We start from the raw sequence: 16,275 nt of genomic DNA, 5'->3' as shown, positions 1-16,275 counted from the left end.
TAAAAAAGCCGACCCCGGATTACGAGGTCGGCAAGCGTACCCAGGGGTACTGATGAACTCCAGCCGTTGCGGCCCTGCCTATTCGAAAAAAAAGCCGGTTCTGGCAGCGAACCGGCAAAGCACCTAAGGGAAGGCAGAAACGGTTAAGGGGTCTTAATTTTAAAGAAGATGGCGTACAACACCGGCACCACCACCAGAGTCAGTACCGTCGCAAAGCCCAGGCCAAACATGATGGTCACCGCCAGCGAGGCAAAGAAGGCATCAAACACCAGCGGGATCATTCCCAAAATGGTGGTCAAGGCGGCATTGCTCACCGGTCGTACCCGGCTGATGGCACTGTCGACGATGGCCTGATAGGGCTCCTTGCCACTTTCAAGCTCCAGATTGATCTGGTCCAGCAACACGATGCCGTTTTTCAACACCATGCCGCTGAGGCTGAGCAGCCCCAGCAACGCCGTAAAGGTGAAAGGCTGATTGGTGACCAGCAGACCGATGGTGACCCCGATCAGTGACAAGGGTACCGTCAACCAGATCACTGCCGGTTTGCGGAAGGAGTTAAACAACACCACGGTAATGATGAACATAAACAGGTAGCCCATCGGCAGAGAGCCGAACAGCGACGACTGCGCATCCAGGGTCGACTCGTATTCACCGCCCCACTCCAGCTCATACCCGGCAGGCAGCACCAGAGCTTCCACCTGAGGACGAATCCGTTTAAACAGCACATCGGCGGTCTCGTCGCCCAGCACATTGTGATCGGCCATCACCGTGATGGTGCGCTTGCGGTCTTTGCGCTGAATCAGCGAGTCGGTCCACACCAGATCGATGCTGCGCACCACCTGTTGAATCGGCACATAATGCTGCAGGGTCGGGCTCCAGACCTTCAAATTATCCAGGGTGGCATAATCATCGCGGTACTGCTGCTCCAGCCGGCTGACGATGGGCAGCATACGGGTACCGTCCCGGAACATGCCCACGGTGCTGCCACCAAAGGCCATCTTCAGTGTCTGGGCCACGGCTTCATTGCTGATCCCTAAACGACGGGCCTGAGAGTCGTCCAGCACGGGCACCAGCTCCTTGGTACGTTCGCGCCAGTTATGGCGAACCCCGCGGGCGCCGCCATCCTGATTGAGAATGTCCTCAACCTGGGCCGCCAGCTGTCGCAGCACGTCGGGATCGGCACCGGAGAGACGGGCCTCAATCTTCGATTTCGGTGACGGCCCGAACTCCATCAGTTTCATCTGAAATTGCGGCTCGACAAACTCCTTGGGCAGTTGCTCATCCAGTACCCGAGCCAGTGCCATCATGTTGTCCTGATTGTCGCTGCGAATCGCCAACTGCGCATAGGAGGCATAAGACTGCTCCGGCGCATAGGTCAGGGTGAATCGAGGCAAGCCCTGGCCGATGGTGGACGCCACAAACTCCGCTTCCGGTCGCAGCAAAATGTACTGTTCAACCTGCTTGACCATCGCCTCGGTTTCACGAATGTCGGTCCCTTCGGGCAACCACATGTCCAGGTAGAACATCGGCGTGTTTGACGGCGGGAAGAACGCTTGTTTGACCAAGCCAAAACCCGCCACGGAACCTGCCAGCAGCAGCACCATCGCCACCATGGTGGTCTTGCGGAATTTCAGCGACCAGCGTAACAGGCCGCCAAAGATCAGGAATACCCGACCTTGATAGGGGTCCTTACTGTCCTCCTGAGTCGACGGCGCAGATAACAAGATGTCCGCCAGGAACGGTGTCAAAGTCAAGGCGGTTACCCAGCTCAGAAACAGGGAGAACAGCAGGACGTAAAACAGAGAATTCATGAATTCACCGGTGGCATCCGGTGACAGCCCGATGGGGGCGAAGGCCACAATGGCAATAATAGTGGCACCCAGCAGTGGCCACTGAGTCTGAGACACGATGTCCTTACACGCCTCGAGCTTGCTCTTGCCCCGCTGCATGCCAACCAGTATCCCTTCCACCACCACGATGGCGTTATCCACCAGCATCCCCAGGGCGATGATCAAGGCGCCCAGAGAGATTCGCTGCAACTCAATGTCGGCGTTTTCCATCAGGATAAAGGTACCGAGCATGGTCAGCAGCAACACCGATCCGATGATCAGGCCACTGCGAAGCCCCATGGTAAACAGCAGAATCACGATGACGATGGCCACCGCTTCCGCCAGGCTTAGCAGGAATCCGTTGACCGAATTCTCCACCTCCTGAGATTGGTGATAAAGCGGATGCAACTCGATGCCAACCGGCCGGTCCTGCATCAGTTCCGCCATTCGCTGGTCCACCGCCTGGCCCACCTCCACCACATTGACGCCGTCGGAAAAGGCAATGCCCAGACTCAGGGCCTGCTGACCGTTGTAGCGCATCAGGTGGGTGGGGATCTCCTGGAAGCCCCGGTGCAGGGTCGATACGTCACTCAGGCGCACCAATTGACCAGAGTCACGGCCATGAATGATGGGATCGATGCTGCTGCCCACCGAGCTTGGCCGCAGGAACAGCGATTCGCCATTGATGGTCATCTGGCCGGCATCCAAAACGGCGTTTTCCTGGGTCAGCAGATTCACCACCTGACTCATGTCCAGGTTCAGCGCCGCCAGCCGGGTCAAGGACATCTCGATGAACACCTGCTCCTGCTGCTCGCCATCAATGCTGACCTTGCCGACGCCCTCCACCAGCTCCAACTCCCGGCGCAGGGTATCGACGTACTGCTTCAGGTCATCGAATTCATAGCTGGGACCGGTCACCATATACAGCACACCGTACACGTCACCAAAATCATCGATCACCGCCGGAGTGCGGGCCCCCGAAGGCAACGACGGCGCCAGATCATTGACCTTACGACGCACCTCATCCCAAATTTGCGGCAGTTCGCTCTCATCGTATTCCATCTTCATGGACACGGTGATCTGTGACAGGCCCGGCGCCGACGTAGAGACAATCTTATCCACATAAGGCAAACGACGAATCGCCTTTTCAATGGGGTAGGTCAGTTCCTCCTCCACCTCTTCGGCGCTGGCGCCCGGATAGGTGGTGACCACCATGGCATCTTTAATGGTAAATGCAGGGTCTTCCAGACGACCCAGGTTCAGAAAAGAGTTGGCGCCGCCAATGGCCAGTATCAACAAGAATAGCCAGCTGATGACTCGGTTTTTAATGGTGTATTGGGCGATATTCATGTATCGGATCAGTCCTTGTTGACGACGGTAACAGCTTTATTGGGGCGCAGTTTCGCCAAGCCGGAGGTAATAATGCGGTCGCCTCCGGACAGGGCGCCCATCACCAGCGCGCCCTCCTGAGACATCTGGGCCACTTCAACGGTCGTCGGCTCGGCGGCCTCTCCCCGGACCCGCCAAATCTGAAATCGATTGGCTGAATCCGTGGCCTGCAACGCCGTCAGTGGCAAACGATAGCCACTGGTCACCGGCAGTCCGGCCGCCTTCAGGTCGATGCTCACTTCAGCGGCTTCACCAGGCAACATCTGCCACTGCGGGTCATCCAGGGCCAATTTGGCCACATAGGCTCCGGTCTGCGGATCCAACCGTAACGAGTGCTCCAGATAGCGCATGGCAATGGACTCCGTCTGGCCTTTCAAGGTGACTTGAGGCTGATAGGTCATGGTCGGAGCGATGCTGACCGCATGGCTTAACAAGGTATCGGGAACCTGTATCTCAACGTCGATACGATCACGGCGATACAGGGTCAGCACGGTTTCTCCCGGAGCGGTGGTTTCGTGGGCCTGCTGTTCCAGGGTGTCAACAATGCCATTAAACGGCGCCCGCAACTCGGTGTAGCTCAGTTGTGCCTTCGCCGAATCCAGGCTGACCCTGGCCAGACGCAAGTTGGCGTCGATCTCATCAAAGTCAGACTGAGCCATCAGCCCCTTGTCCAACAGTTTAGAGGCTCGCTCCCACTGCTTTTGCAGCAACTGCTGCTGAGCAGTGGCATCCTGCAGTTGTTGGCGCTGAATGGTGTCATCCAGCCGAGCCAGAATCTGCCCCTGCTGCACCTCCTGGCCGGGCAATACCGCCAGACTGACCATTTTGCCTTCGATTCGAAACGCCATTCTGGTCAGCTCCGCCACTGCGACCTGGCCATTGAAACGACGTTCCAACAGGTGTTGAGGGGTATCCAGAGTAATGGTCTGAACCAGTTGCGGCGCCTGAGACTGGTGCTGCTGATCCGATCCACAGGCGGTCAGTGCCACGATAGACGACGCCACCAGGGCCCACTTGAATGCTGTTGTCATGTTAAATTCCCCGCTCTCTTTCCCACACCCGTACCGTCTGCCCCGAATGCAACCGGTTGGCGCCGGCGGTGACAATGCGGTCACCGGATTGCAGCCCGGACTTGAGAGTACCGTCGTGGTTGAGCTCTACCTGGATCGCCTCCAAGGTGCTGTGCTGCGGATCGATGCGCCAAACCTTGGCCTGCTGACCAAGTTGGCTGATGAACGCCCCTTGGGGCAGAGTGACCGGTGTCATGGCGTTATTGAAACGATTCAGCTCCACCCACGCGGTCATCCCGGTGAGGGCATTAACCACTTTGGGACGCGGCATAATCAAGGTGATGCGGTAGCTATTGGTATCGGGATCCGGCTGAGAGGCAAACTCCTTGATGCGGGCATTGGCGTACCGCCCCGGGTGGCCACTGAACACCACACTGGCATTGACTTCGCCACCCTGACGCAGATCCTGACCGTACTGCAGCGGCAGGTTAAAGCTGACGTCAACCTGATCGTTGTTCTCGACACTCATCACCACCTGATTGGCGGCCATCACTTCGTTGGCGCGCGCGAAGGTCATCGATACGTAGCCACTGAATGGCGCCCGAATTCGAGTGTCATCGAGATCGCTCTGAGCTTGGACCAGGCGGGCCTTGGCCACCACCCGATCGGTCTGGCTGCGGTCGAACTGGTCCTCGCTGATCAGTTTTTGTGCAAACAATCGCTGATCCCGCTCGGCACGAATGGTGGCCAGCTCAAACTCCGCCTGTCGCGACTGAACCGCCAACCGATAATCGGTGGGATCCAACTCCGCCAGCAATTGGCCCTCAAACACCCGCTCGCCCATGCGCACATACACCCCGCGCAGCTCACCGGGAATTCGAAATCCCATCTGTGCATGCCGGCTGGCCTCGATTTCGGCGGCAAACGGCAAGGATTGCACCTGTTTGCCAATCACCATCGCCTTTACCGGCTGCACCAGCGCCGGTGGCGACGGCTCATCATTCGACTGACTCTGAGCCTGAGAGTAGGCATAACCGGCCCAGGCCATTACAATAACGGTCAACAGCGCCAGGCGCCGATGCCGTTTCCCGAGAGGATTAACTGCAGTTTTAAACATTGAAACCACGCAACACCATAAAGACTAATTTACTATCCACGCGTATAGCCTATATACTGCACAAGCGGATAGCAACACTTACTATACGAATGTATAGCAAGTAAAGTATGGCTAATTCGCCAAGTTAGATGAGGCTAATAAGTGAGAAGCAATGACAGCTAAACGATCCGGTAGACAGAGTGCCAACTCGGCGCAGCAAACCCGTAAGCAGATTCTGTGTGTTGCAGGTGATCTCTTTGTCGAAAAAGGGTTTGATCGGGTGTCGGTCCGTGAGATAGCCGACAGTGCCGGGGTATCTCATGGTCTAATCCGCCATCACTTTGGCAGCAAGCAGCAGATCTGGGAGCAGATTTGTGACCTGGTGCTGCAAGACGTACTGATGCAGATTAAGACCATCCTATCCGAACTGGATCCCAACCTACCGGCCAATGAACGCTATTTTTCGCTGATTACTCGATTTCTGGCCACCCAACTGTGCGACCCCCGACCAATGCGGCTGATGGTCGATGCCGTCCGTGACAACGAAATGTTGTTTAACTACTTTCAGGAAGCGCCGGCCGACATTGAGGAGTTGTTTGACTCGGAACTCAGGGCCGTGCAGGCACAAGGTTACCTGGAAGGGATGAAGGTCAAAGAGATGAAGTGGCTGATCTGCATGTTCACCGACGCACCGGCCACCCTGGCACCACTGCTGATTGACGTATACGACACCAGCCTCGACAAGGCCAGGGTCCAGCACTGGATGCTCGCCTGCCAACTGTTGGCTACCCCTCTGGGCATCGCCAATGACAAACTCCCCAAGCCGGACAGTCTGGAAGAGGTGGCCTTGCCCTGGAGTCGCTGCATCACCGACGGCCGCAGCGATCCGTGATCCCCTCCTGGGCCCCGACGTGCGGGGCCCGGCGGTTACCACTGACCGCGATCAATCCAGGCTCTTCTTAAACCGGGTGGACGCCAGTACCAGGCCGAGAACGGTAAAGCCCGCCAGCCACAGGGTGTCCTGCCACATGGCACCGAGATCCGATCCCCGCAGCACCACACCGCGAATGATGCGCATGAAGTGGGTCGCCGGCAGCACTTCGGCAATCCACTGGGCCGCATTGGGCATCGCTTCGTAAGGGAACATAAACCCGGACAGCAGAATGGAAGGCAGCAGCACAAACACCGTCATCTGCATCGCCTGCAACTGAGTGGTTGCAATGGTGGAGATCACCAGCCCCAGGGTCAGGCTGGCAGCAATAAACAGCAGGGTGCCCCACAAAATCTGGCTCACTTCACCATTGATTGGCACCCCAAATACCAGCACGCCCAGGCCGAGAATGATGGCGACCTGCAACAAACCAATGAAGATATAAGGGATGATCTTAGCCACCATCAGCTCCAGGGAGTGCACCGGCGTAGTGATCAACAGCTCAAGATTGCCCCGTTCCCGTTCGCGAACGATGGCCGCCGAGGTAAACAGGATCATGGTCATGGTCAATATGACCCCCAACAACCCCGGCACAATATTGACGGCTGACCGCCTCGAGGGGTTGTAAAACAGTGCCACCTCAAAGGTTTTCTCCTGCACTCCGGAGAAATTGGCCATCTCGGCAATGGGCATAGACTGGAACTGCAAGATCGCCGAGCTGACCATGGTGTCGCTGCCGTCCACCAGCCACTGCCCTAACTGGCGCCCCTGGGCAGCCCGTTGATTCAGATCCGCTGGCAACACCAGCGCCGCCCGAATACGCCCGGCACCGATGGCGTCCTCCGCTTCGGCCACCGTCGCCAACCGCTGTTTCACCTCCACCACCTGAGTCGCTTTCACTGACTCGGTCACCACCCGCCCCAGCGCCGACTGGCTTTGATCCACCACCGCCACCGGAATGTTACGCACGTCAGTGTTGATGGCAAAACCAAACAGCAGCAGCTGAATCAAGGGAATCATCACCACCATACCAAAGGTGATTCTGTCCCGGGACAATTGGCGCAGTTCTTTAAAAACAATGGCTTTAATTCTAAAAACGCTGTTCACTGCCGCCCCTCCCCGGTGCAGGTAACAAACACATCCTCCAGGCTGGGACGGGCCAGAGTCAGCCCCCCCTGACGCAGGGCCGGCTGCTGCTGCCGCAACCACTCGATGGGGTCTTCAATGGCCTTATCCACCAGCACCCGCAATCGAATGCCCAACTGGGCGGCGGATCGTACCTGGGGCAACGGCAACAGCTGCTCTTTTAATTGTCGTAAGCCTGCCGCTTCCACCTCCACCACCGACACCCCCATGTCGTTCATCAGGGTTTCCGGGGCGCCGTCGGCGCGAACGATGCCAGCCTCCATGATCGCCAGGGCGTGACAGCGCTCCGCCTCATCCATGTAGTGAGTGGTCACCAGAATGGTGGTGCCGGCATCGGACAGATCAAACAACTGCTCCCAGAATTCACGGCGATTCTCCGGATCCACCGCCGAGGTCGGCTCATCCAGAAACAGCAGATCCGGCTTATGCATCGTGGCTGCCGCCAGCCCCAGCCGCTGCTTCTGGCCTCCACTCATGCCGCCGGCCCGCTGCGCTGCCAGCCGGGTCAGGCCATAGGTGGTCAGTTGCTCATCGATTCGTCGACGCAACTGCCGATCGGGCATGCCATAGATCTGACCGATAAACTGCAGGTTCTCCCTGGCGGTCAGATCCTCGTACAGGGAAAATTTCTGGGTCATGTAGCCGATGCGCAGCCGCAACGCCTCCGCCTGTTTGGGAATGGACAGTCCCAACACCTCGACACTGCCTTCACTGGGGCTCAACAGGCCGGTCAACATGCGAATGGTGGTCGACTTGCCGCACCCATTGGGGCCAAGAAACCCATAAATGCTGCCGGTAGGCACATTCAGGTTCAAACCATCGACGGCTTTGAAGTCGCCAAATTTACGCACCAAGCCGTCGGCCCTAATGGCGTAATCACTCATGGGGCATCTCCACCTGAGCGGGAACGCCAGACGGCAGATGGCGGGCTGACTCGGGCAGACTCACCTCGGCCAGGTACACCAGCCGGGCCCGATCCTGCTCATTCAACGCGTAATAAGGGGTAAAGGCTGGCTCGGTGGCAATCCAACGAATCTGGCCTTGATAGCTCTGGTCATCGCCGTCCACATGCACCGTCAACCGGGTACCGGCACTGAGCTGAACCCGATAAGGCTCGGGCACATACACGCGGGCAAAGGGGGTCATGTCAGCCTGAATGGCGGCAACGATGCCATTGGTGGGCACCCGCTCACCGATGTTGTAAGGCAGGCTGTCCAGAATGCCGTCCCGGGTTGCGACAACGGTCAAATCGCTGAGAATCTGCTCCTGCAACGCCACCTCCGCTTCACTGGCCTGCAGCGCCGCCTGAGCCTGAGTAATGTCCTCGACCCGGCTGCCACGGGTCAGTTTCGCCAGGGTTTCTCTGGCCGAGTCCTGATCCGCCTTGGCCGCATCCCGGTTGGCCCGGGCGCTGTCCAACGTTGCCATGCTGGCGAGCTTCTTTTCCACCAGGGTCAATGCCCGCTCCAGGCTCTTCTCCGCCTCCAGCAGGGTTGCATCCGTCCTCTCCAGAGTGGCTTGTGCGGCCGCAATGTCTTCCGGGCGCTCACCGTTGGTCAGTCGCAGCAGGTAGGCTTCGGCTTTGGCTTGCTCGGCCTTGGCTCTGGCCACCACCGCCAGCTGCTGTTTATCGTCCAGCACCACCAGAATGTCGCCGCGACGGACAAACTCCCCCTCTTTAATTGGCCGCTGACGCACGATTTGATTGGCAGTCGCCGTCAGGATCACCCGATCCCTTTCCAGAGTTCCCAGCGCCTGTGACGGCACCGAGTCGGTGCAGCCTGTCAGCACGACGGCCATCATTACTGCAAACAGTTTCCATTTCATAGGGGTACGCATCTCCGAACAGGGGTTGACTACCAGTCTACGAAAACCGGTTCAATACACCACAACGTCAATTCTCACTGTGAGTACAATTTGATGAATTTTCAAGCGTGACAATGAGTAAAGCCTTTGCTCGCGCGACCGACACCCCGTCCGTCAGCGTTGAGCTCAGGCGCCGCGATCGGACAGAGTGGGGGGGCGTGCATCAGGCTGGCGACAGAATGAAGGGAGAGGTCGTGCTGAGGACCCGGCGATGGCCGGCCTCGATGGGCCCGAGATAACAACACCAACACGCGTCAGAACATCGATGCCCATCGGCTCAGAGCTCGGCGTCGTCGGGTCGGCTGCGGCTGTGGGCTTCCTGCAACCATACCCTCAGGTTGTTGCCGGTCAGCAACAGCAACACCACCGCCACCATAAACACCAGCAGGCTGCCTTTCCAGAGCGAGACTATCGCCAACCCCAGGCCAAAAACGAGAATAAAAAACTGACTGAACAAACCCCCTCCTTGCGCCCCATGAGGCTAGCGTGTCGTCCCACCCAGACCGACGCACGGCCGCTCCCCGGCTCACTCCGTTAGACCGGACTAACCCATAATAATTTCATCGCCCGGCCTGTTTTCTTGAGCAACCAGGCCGCAACCACTTGGGCCTCAGCCATACCGCAGTCAGGGGGCCTGATTCACACTTTCACACTGTTTATTCGACTCTCGTGCAATAACCCGGGCAGATCACAACGTGGAATCAGGTTCTTACCTAATATCAGCGGCACTATCACTCCTTATTTAGCAACAGTCATGACCATTATTGAAGCCCTGACCATCGGGCTGGGGTTGAGTTATGCCGCGGCGCTGCTTTACGCCAGTCAGCAACGTTACGGTGCCTTGGCCCTACTGGGGACTCTGGTCCTCGCGGTGCTGATCGCCAACCAGGCCAGCCTATGGCTGGCCGTCGCCCTGTCGGTGGCGATCGCGGCCGCCCTGCATCGCAGCCGCTGGGGCCAACAATGGCTCACCGAGATCGATGCAGAGCGCCTACGACTGCTGTGCCAACACACATTGGCACTGTCGATGCTTATTGCCGCCATTCAGTACGGAGGTCATCTGTGGTTTCTCGAACAGGGCCAGACACCGCCCCTGCCCCGTCCGGATGTGGTGGATGCCTTTTTGCCCGTCGCCGGCGGGCTGGGGCTTAGGGGCGCCATGGAAACCGGCCAGCTGGATCAGCACCATCCGGCCGCCATGGTGATGCTGGCTTTGGTATTACTGACCGGGCTACTGCTGAAACGGGCGTTCTGCGGCTGGGTGTGCCCACTGGGACTGGCAGGAGACTATCTGCACCGACTCGGTAACCGGCTGTTTCCCGCCCATCGCGGTGTCCCGTTATGGCTGGACTGGCCTCTGCGAATGATCAAATACCTGCTGGCATCGGCACTGGTGTATCTGGTGGTCGTGGCGCTGCCGGCTGCGGCGCTGCCTGGCTACCTGAAAAGTTCGTACCACATCATGGCCGACGTCAAGATGGCACAGTTTTTCGTCGCACCAGGGCCGCTAACTGTGGCAGCGATGTCGATCCTGATTCTGGCGTCAATGTGGCGCCGACAGGCGTTTTGCCGCTACCTGTGCCCTTACGGTGCCCTGATGGGATTGCTCAGCTTGCTGAGCCCTATGAAGATTCAGCGTCAACCGAATCGATGTCTGAACCACAGCAAGGGCTTGGCCTGTGACAAATGCAGTCGGGCCTGTCCTGCTGGCATTGCCGTGCATCAACAGCGTCGAATTCACAGTGATGAGTGCCAGGCGTGTCTGCGTTGCGTCAGTGCCTGCCCCAAGCGAGCTCAGGCGCTGTCCCTGACCCTTGCCAACCAACGACCAGTGGAGGCCACCAGCCTGTTTGCGCTGCTGGTCGTCACCCTGTTGCTGCTGCCTCTGGTCGCACAGTTGTTTGGTTTATGGCACAGCAACACCGATCCGATGATTCGAATGCAACTGATGCAGATGCTGGATCGGCTTGGCATGTCATGACTCAGGACTAACGGGATCCGCAACGGCTCTGGCACAGAGCCGCGTACACCCGCGCGATCCCCTGTTCATCGAGGCGGTGCAGATAACGGTCCCAGGCCAACTCTGCCATCACCTGAGAATCACCGGTCATCGAGTCTTTCCACTGAACCAGCTCGACGATCTGCTCTCGACTCAGATCGCGTTGCCCCAGACAGCGTAACCCCTCTTCCAGACTTAACATCGCACCCTCTCCTTTTGTTCCGTCACTACGAGGCCATGGCGCATTCGGATCACCGGCTGCGATGATGACCACTGTATTGAGCATAGCCTCTGTTTGAGAACTCAGGGCGCGGGGCGGCGGGGCCAATGCGGCTGCCACGCCCTGTCGCCTGACCCGATAGGGGAGTTTTTTTGCTCAACCTTGTAACTCATTGCTAAAATTATCATTTTCAAGCACTCCCGAGCATACCCATGACCTTCGCTGCACGAACACTGTTGCTGGCATTACCCCTGGTTATTGCGGGCTGCGCCACGCCCCTGCCCCAGGTAAGCCAAACCGAGTCCTACGCCCTCGCACCGGATACCAACCAACAGGCTTGGGAGGCCATTCGAACCCTGCAACAGGCTCATCCCGGCCAATCCGGGGTCTACCCCATCAGTGATGGCCGTGAAGCCTTCATCGCCCGACTGCACGCCGCCACCGATGCCCAGGCCAGCATCGACCTGCAAACCTACATCTATCGGGACGATGATACCGGCCGTGCGGTGCTGTGGAGCCTGTGGCAAGCCGCCGAACGCGGAGTCCGAATACGGCTATTGCTGGACGACATGCAGACCTCAGGCAACGATGAAGCTCTGGTATTGCTGCATCAGCACCCCAACATTCAGGTTCGGCTATTCAACCCATTTACCAAGCGCCAATGGCGAGGCCTGGAGTTGATTGGCAGTTTTGACCGCACCAACCGGCGCATGCACAACAAGGCCTTTATTGTCGACAACAGTGTCGCCATCACCGGCGGCCGCAACATTGGCGACGAGTACTTCGATGCCAGCCATGACGTCGCGTTCGGCGATTTCGATGTGCTGCTGATCGGTCCGGCGGTCATCGACATCAGCACCCAATTCGATGACTACTGGAACAGCGACTACGCCATTGCGGTCGATGCCCTGCTCGACGCTCAGCCGATTGCCAACCGGGACGACATCACTCGCACCTTTGAGCAACGCATCGAAACCGATAAAAAACAGCAACAAGCCTACATCAACAGTCTCTACCAAACCGAGCTGGTCGCTCACCTGGAGCGCGGGGAGCTGCCGCTGTACTGGTCTGATGCCCGGGTCATTGCCGACTCCCCCCACAAAGCCAACAGTGACGGAACCGAATCCAGCCTGATGGTGGACGCGCTGGAGAAAGAGTTTCGCCACTCCAGCGACTCGCTGTTGCTGGTTTCGCCCTATTTTGTTCCTGGTCAGGCCGGGGCCGACAACCTGGTAGCCATGGCGGAACGCGGGCTGTCGATCAGCATCATCACCAACTCTCTGGCGGCCACCGATGTGGTGGCGGTACACTCCGGCTATCAAGGGTATCGTCGGCAACTGCTGAAGGCCGGCATCGCGCTGTACGAAACCAAGCGTCGTCCCGGGGTCAAACCTGGCAGCTGGGCGGCCTCGTCACGGGCCAGTCTGCATGCCAAAACCATGGTGTTTGATCACCGCACCCTGTTTGTTGGCTCCTTCAACCTGGATCCCCGTTCTGCCCAGATCAACACCGAAATGGGGGTGCTGTTCGACTCACCACAACTGGCTGAGCTGATGACCCAATCGCTGTTACAACAGCTTCCAAAGTTCACCTACCGCCTGAGCCTCGAGGATGACGAGCTGCGCTGGCACGACGACCAAAACGGCACCGTGCTCACCACTGAGCCCGACGCCAGCGTGTGGCGACGGATGGGCGCCTGGTTGATGACCTGGCTGCCCATCGAGGATCAGCTTTAACGCCTGTCGAAGGCTAAAACTCGGCACCCCTGGCCATTTTTTTCGCCCTCGCCGACGCTGGCGAGGGCGGCGCAGAACTTTTATTTTGACCCCCATCACGCTTTGGCTGTGACCCCGGTCTCCGTGCCACAACACAGCTCCCCCCACTTTTGTGAGATGACTCCGATTCATCGCCACTCAACCCTTAGTTTTCATTTCCCGACGACAAATATTTTCATTTAATACCCTGCGGTTGAGAAAGTTTTGTCTGTGAAGCCATCACGGTGGTCCGGTTCTGTTTTCCCTACTCTGTGCCCATCAAAACACGCAGTAGCACTTGGAGAAACCATGTCGAACAGACGCTCATTCCTCAAACTGGGGGCTGGCATTGCCGCAGGAAGCCTGACCGCCAGCATGCCGGCACTGGCCGCTCGGGGAGAGGCACAACACTGGGACGAAGAGGTAGACGTTCTGGTGATCGGCTCAGGCTTTGCAGGCCTGTCCTGCGCCCTGAACGCTCAGCGTCAGGGCCTGGGAAAAGTACTGGTACTGGAAAAAATGCAAGTCATCGGCGGCAACTCCGCCATCAACGGCGGCTGGTTTGCGGTACCCAAAAACCCGATTCAGTTGGCTCAGGGCATCAATGACGACAGCCCGGCCGAATTGGTCAAAGATCAGATGATCTCCGGCCGCGGCATGGCCAGCGAACCGATGCTAACCAAAATTGCCGAGCACGCCCTGGACGCGTACCACATGTGCATCGATGCCGGCGTCGAGTTTCGCAACAACTTCAACATTCAGGTAGGCGGCCACAACAAGGCCCGCGCCATCCGCACCAAGCACGGCACCGGCGGTGACATCACCACCAAGCTGTACGAAGCCGGTGTCAAAGAAGGGGTCGACTACCGACTGCAGCACTACATCGAAGACTTCATTCGAGTCGACGATGAAGTTCAGGGTGTGGTCGTACGCCGGGGCTATCGATTCCCGGATCAGAAAACCGGGTCACTGCTGCGCATTAAGGCCAACAAGGCGGTCATCTGCGCCTCCGGGGGCTTTACCCGCAACATGGCCCTGCGCGCCGCCGTGGATCCCTCTCTGGATCCCACCCTGGACGGCACCAACCATCTCGGTGCCACCGGTGAGGTGATGCTGTCCGCCATGGCTCACGGCGCCCTGCCGGTGCACCTGAACATGATCCAGACCGGTCACTGGGGCTCACCGGACGAAGGCGGATTTGGCTGGTCCAACGCCCTGCTGTCCATCGGTTGGCACCAAGGCATGTCCGTCAGTGTCCTTAGCGGCAAGCGCTACATGAACGAACGCGCCGACCGCCTGACCTGCTCCACCGCCATCATGAAAAACCGCTATCAGGACGGCACCCCGGCCTACCCGCTGGTGTTCTTCAACTATCAGGATCATCCCGATGACGATCGTGTGGTTCGAGCCCTGCGCGACAAGATGGCCTGGAAGGTCGATAGTCTCGAGCAGCTGGCCCAGCAGTTCAATGTGCCGCTGGCCGAGCTCAAGCAGACCGTGGCCGAATACAACCGTCATGTTGAGCAGCGCACCGACCCCGACTTTGGCCGCAAGATGGACACCGCCCGGGTACTCAAAGCCCCCTTCGTGGTCTCCCGCATCTGGCCCAAAGTGCACTACTGCATGGGTGGCCTGAAAACTGACCTGGATGGCCGGGTTTTGGATGGGCGCACCATGAGTCCCATCAAGAAGCTGTACGCCGCCGGCGAAGTCACCGGCGGGGTTCATGGCCACGCCCGTCTGAGCTCAACCTCCTGCCTGGAGTGTCTGACCATGGGGCTGATCGTGCCCACCACCATCACCGCTGACGCCTGAGGACAACAGCATGAAAACAGTACTGTTAACCCTGGCTCTGGGTTTGGGAATCGCCGTCACCGCTAACGCCGGCGACCTGGTCGCCGTCAAGGGCAGCATCAAGGGACGCGACAACCATCAATTCCTGTATGAAGACGGCTGTAAAGCCTGCCACTCAGGATCGGCAAAGAAATACGTCGACGACAGCGCCTGCCAGGATTGCCACGGCAGCATCAACGACATTGAGATTACCCGCGAGTTGGTGCTGGAAGAGGCCAACCCGCACAACAGCATTCACTTTAATCAGGGCGCCAGCTGCCTGGCGTGTCACGCAGAGCACCAGAAAAAAGCCCCTGTGTGCTCCGAGTGCCACCGCACCTGGTTTGACGTGATGTAACACCCCTGGCACCGGAGTGACTCCGGTGCCATCCAAAACAAAAAAGTACCATTCCAATAGGATGAAGATGATGAAAAAACTTGCTTTGCTAATCGGCGTATTCTGCTCCGGCTCTGTCCTGGCCAACGCCCACCTGGAGCACGCCCAGCTGCCTTACCAGCAAGCGACTGCCATCCCGTATGACAGCACCCCGTACTCGCCACAGGACACCATGCCTGAGCAGTGTAAAGATCCGATGGTGATGCAGTACATCGCCGACTGGGAGGCCGGTCGCGTCGACTTCAACACCATTCAGTCCAACGACTCCATTGCCAAGGATCAACGCTTCTGTAAGACCATGGACGACGACGGCAACATCATGGAAGCCAAAGACTGCAAGCTGGAAAATGCCCCCGTCGGCTACCTGTGGAAGGAGCTGTCCGACGCCCCAGTGGTTATCGGCATCACCAACGGCGGCCGCTCTGATCATGCCCCCCATTTCCACGGTCAACCCGAGTGTTACTACGCGGTATCCGGTCGTGCCCGCACTCTGGCCGACGGTCAGTACAAGTGGATGGAAAAGGGCCAGTACTTCTACATTCCTGGCAACACCATCCACAACACCCCGATCACCGATGAGCAAGGCTTTGGCGTGATGTACTGGTATCCGAAAAACGCCCACTTCGACGGTTTCAAATACTACTGGCGCAAAGACGTGAAGAACCTGCGCGTGGCCGAAGAAGCCTTTGACCGGGTTGACGCCCTGCGTAAAGCCGCCATGGATCTGGGGCCTTACGGCACCAACCAGGACAAATTCGAAAAATAAACAACCCGAACCATGTTTTGGAGCCGGTATTGCCGGCTC

The 16,275-nt window shown here is 58.3% G+C and carries 14 protein-coding genes; 6 read left to right on the top strand and 8 right to left on the bottom strand.

Features of this window, described 5'->3' with window-relative positions:
* Positions 1-143 precede the first annotated feature (143 nt).
* The 3 genes from J8Z22_RS07175 to J8Z22_RS07165 are packed head-to-tail and all read right to left on the bottom strand — an operon-like array spanning position 144 to position 5,345.
* Positions 144-3,179, bottom strand: coding sequence for an efflux RND transporter permease subunit (locus tag J8Z22_RS07175; RefSeq protein ID WP_252009779.1), 3,036 nt, complete (start codon positions 3,177-3,179; stop codon positions 144-146).
* Positions 3,180-3,187: 8 nt separating this feature from the next.
* On the bottom strand, positions 3,188-4,249 hold the full coding sequence (locus J8Z22_RS07170) for an efflux RND transporter periplasmic adaptor subunit (protein ID WP_252009777.1): 1,062 nt from the start codon (positions 4,247-4,249) through the stop codon (positions 3,188-3,190).
* Position 4,250: 1 nt separating this feature from the next.
* On the bottom strand, positions 4,251-5,345 hold the full coding sequence (locus J8Z22_RS07165) for an efflux RND transporter periplasmic adaptor subunit (RefSeq protein ID WP_252009775.1): 1,095 nt from the start codon (positions 5,343-5,345) through the stop codon (positions 4,251-4,253).
* Positions 5,346-5,496: 151 nt separating this feature from the next.
* Between J8Z22_RS07165 and J8Z22_RS07160 the strand changes: the two genes are divergently transcribed.
* The gene (locus J8Z22_RS07160) at positions 5,497-6,216 is read left to right on the top strand and encodes a TetR/AcrR family transcriptional regulator (protein ID WP_252009773.1); all 720 of its coding nucleotides are present in this window, start codon (positions 5,497-5,499) and stop codon (positions 6,214-6,216) included.
* Positions 6,217-6,267: 51 nt separating this feature from the next.
* Here J8Z22_RS07160 and J8Z22_RS07155 read toward each other — a convergent pair whose 3' ends face one another.
* The 4 genes from J8Z22_RS07155 to J8Z22_RS07140 all read right to left on the bottom strand — a co-directional run bounded on the left by J8Z22_RS07155 (position 6,268) and on the right by J8Z22_RS07140 (position 9,724).
* Positions 6,268-7,362 carry an ABC transporter permease gene (locus tag J8Z22_RS07155; protein ID WP_252009772.1) on the bottom strand — a complete coding sequence of 365 codons (1,095 nt, stop codon included), beginning with the start codon at positions 7,360-7,362 and terminating at the stop codon, positions 6,268-6,270.
* Positions 7,359-8,285: an ABC transporter ATP-binding protein gene (locus J8Z22_RS07150; protein WP_252009770.1), complete on the bottom strand. Its 927-nt coding sequence runs from the start codon at positions 8,283-8,285 to the stop codon at positions 7,359-7,361. The genes J8Z22_RS07155 and J8Z22_RS07150 overlap by 4 nt, the downstream gene beginning before the upstream one ends.
* Positions 8,278-9,228: an HlyD family secretion protein gene (locus tag J8Z22_RS07145; protein WP_028113648.1), complete on the bottom strand. Its 951-nt coding sequence runs from the start codon at positions 9,226-9,228 to the stop codon at positions 8,278-8,280. The genes J8Z22_RS07150 and J8Z22_RS07145 overlap by 8 nt, the downstream gene beginning before the upstream one ends.
* 316 nt (positions 9,229-9,544) lie before the next feature.
* Positions 9,545-9,724 carry a hypothetical protein gene (locus J8Z22_RS07140; RefSeq protein WP_028113649.1) on the bottom strand — a complete coding sequence of 60 codons (180 nt, stop codon included), beginning with the start codon at positions 9,722-9,724 and terminating at the stop codon, positions 9,545-9,547.
* 297 nt (positions 9,725-10,021) lie between these two features.
* On the opposite strand from J8Z22_RS07140, the gene J8Z22_RS07135 reads away from it, so the two are divergent.
* Positions 10,022-11,248: a 4Fe-4S binding protein gene (locus J8Z22_RS07135; RefSeq protein WP_252009768.1), complete on the top strand. Its 1,227-nt coding sequence runs from the start codon at positions 10,022-10,024 to the stop codon at positions 11,246-11,248.
* A gap of 7 nt (positions 11,249-11,255) precedes the next feature.
* On the opposite strand, the gene J8Z22_RS07130 is transcribed toward J8Z22_RS07135, so the two are convergent.
* On the bottom strand, positions 11,256-11,468 hold the full coding sequence (locus tag J8Z22_RS07130; protein ID WP_028113651.1) for a hypothetical protein: 213 nt from the start codon (positions 11,466-11,468) through the stop codon (positions 11,256-11,258).
* Positions 11,469-11,698: 230 nt separating this feature from the next.
* Between J8Z22_RS07130 and J8Z22_RS07125 the strand changes: the two genes are divergently transcribed.
* The 4 genes from J8Z22_RS07125 (at position 11,699) to J8Z22_RS07110 (ending at position 16,236) form a co-directional block, all read left to right on the top strand.
* Positions 11,699-13,222 (top strand): phospholipase D family protein, encoded by a 1,524-nt coding sequence (locus J8Z22_RS07125; RefSeq protein WP_252009766.1) that lies wholly within the window; start codon positions 11,699-11,701, stop codon positions 13,220-13,222.
* Between the two features lie 327 nt (positions 13,223-13,549).
* Positions 13,550-15,055: a flavocytochrome c gene (locus J8Z22_RS07120; protein ID WP_252009763.1), complete on the top strand. Its 1,506-nt coding sequence runs from the start codon at positions 13,550-13,552 to the stop codon at positions 15,053-15,055.
* Between the two features lie 10 nt (positions 15,056-15,065).
* Complete coding sequence (locus tag J8Z22_RS07115) at positions 15,066-15,431, top strand: cytochrome c3 family protein (RefSeq protein WP_028113654.1); 366 nt, start codon at positions 15,066-15,068, stop codon at positions 15,429-15,431.
* Positions 15,432-15,501: 70 nt separating this feature from the next.
* Complete coding sequence (locus J8Z22_RS07110; protein WP_028113655.1) at positions 15,502-16,236, top strand: cupin domain-containing protein; 735 nt, start codon at positions 15,502-15,504, stop codon at positions 16,234-16,236.
* Positions 16,237-16,275: the final 39 nt, after the last annotated feature.

The organism is Ferrimonas sp. SCSIO 43195, assembly GCF_023716685.1.
Taxonomy (GTDB): Bacteria; Pseudomonadota; Gammaproteobacteria; order Enterobacterales; family Shewanellaceae; genus Ferrimonas; species Ferrimonas kyonanensis.
This window is presented reverse-complemented; position numbering and strand designations above follow the sequence as displayed.

Excerpts from the sequence above, each read along its gene's own strand:
- J8Z22_RS07175 (WP_252009779.1), bottom strand. The coding sequence starts at position 3,179 with ATGAATATCGCCCAATACACCATTAAAAACCGAGTCATCAGCTGGCTA.
- J8Z22_RS07170 (WP_252009777.1), bottom strand. The coding sequence starts at position 4,249 with ATGACAACAGCATTCAAGTGGGCCCTGGTGGCGTCGTCTATCGTGGCA.
- J8Z22_RS07165 (WP_252009775.1), bottom strand. The coding sequence starts at position 5,345 with ATGTTTAAAACTGCAGTTAATCCTCTCGGGAAACGGCATCGGCGCCTG.
- J8Z22_RS07160 (WP_252009773.1), top strand. The coding sequence starts at position 5,497 with ATGACAGCTAAACGATCCGGTAGACAGAGTGCCAACTCGGCGCAGCAA.
- J8Z22_RS07150 (WP_252009770.1), bottom strand. The coding sequence starts at position 8,285 with ATGAGTGATTACGCCATTAGGGCCGACGGCTTGGTGCGTAAATTTGGC.
- J8Z22_RS07145 (WP_028113648.1), bottom strand. The coding sequence starts at position 9,228 with ATGAAATGGAAACTGTTTGCAGTAATGATGGCCGTCGTGCTGACAGGC.
- J8Z22_RS07135 (WP_252009768.1), top strand. The coding sequence starts at position 10,022 with ATGACCATTATTGAAGCCCTGACCATCGGGCTGGGGTTGAGTTATGCC.
- J8Z22_RS07130 (WP_028113651.1), bottom strand. The coding sequence starts at position 11,468 with ATGTTAAGTCTGGAAGAGGGGTTACGCTGTCTGGGGCAACGCGATCTG.
- J8Z22_RS07125 (WP_252009766.1), top strand. The coding sequence starts at position 11,699 with ATGACCTTCGCTGCACGAACACTGTTGCTGGCATTACCCCTGGTTATT.
- J8Z22_RS07120 (WP_252009763.1), top strand. The coding sequence starts at position 13,550 with ATGTCGAACAGACGCTCATTCCTCAAACTGGGGGCTGGCATTGCCGCA.
- J8Z22_RS07115 (WP_028113654.1), top strand. The coding sequence starts at position 15,066 with ATGAAAACAGTACTGTTAACCCTGGCTCTGGGTTTGGGAATCGCCGTC.
- J8Z22_RS07110 (WP_028113655.1), top strand. The coding sequence starts at position 15,502 with ATGAAAAAACTTGCTTTGCTAATCGGCGTATTCTGCTCCGGCTCTGTC.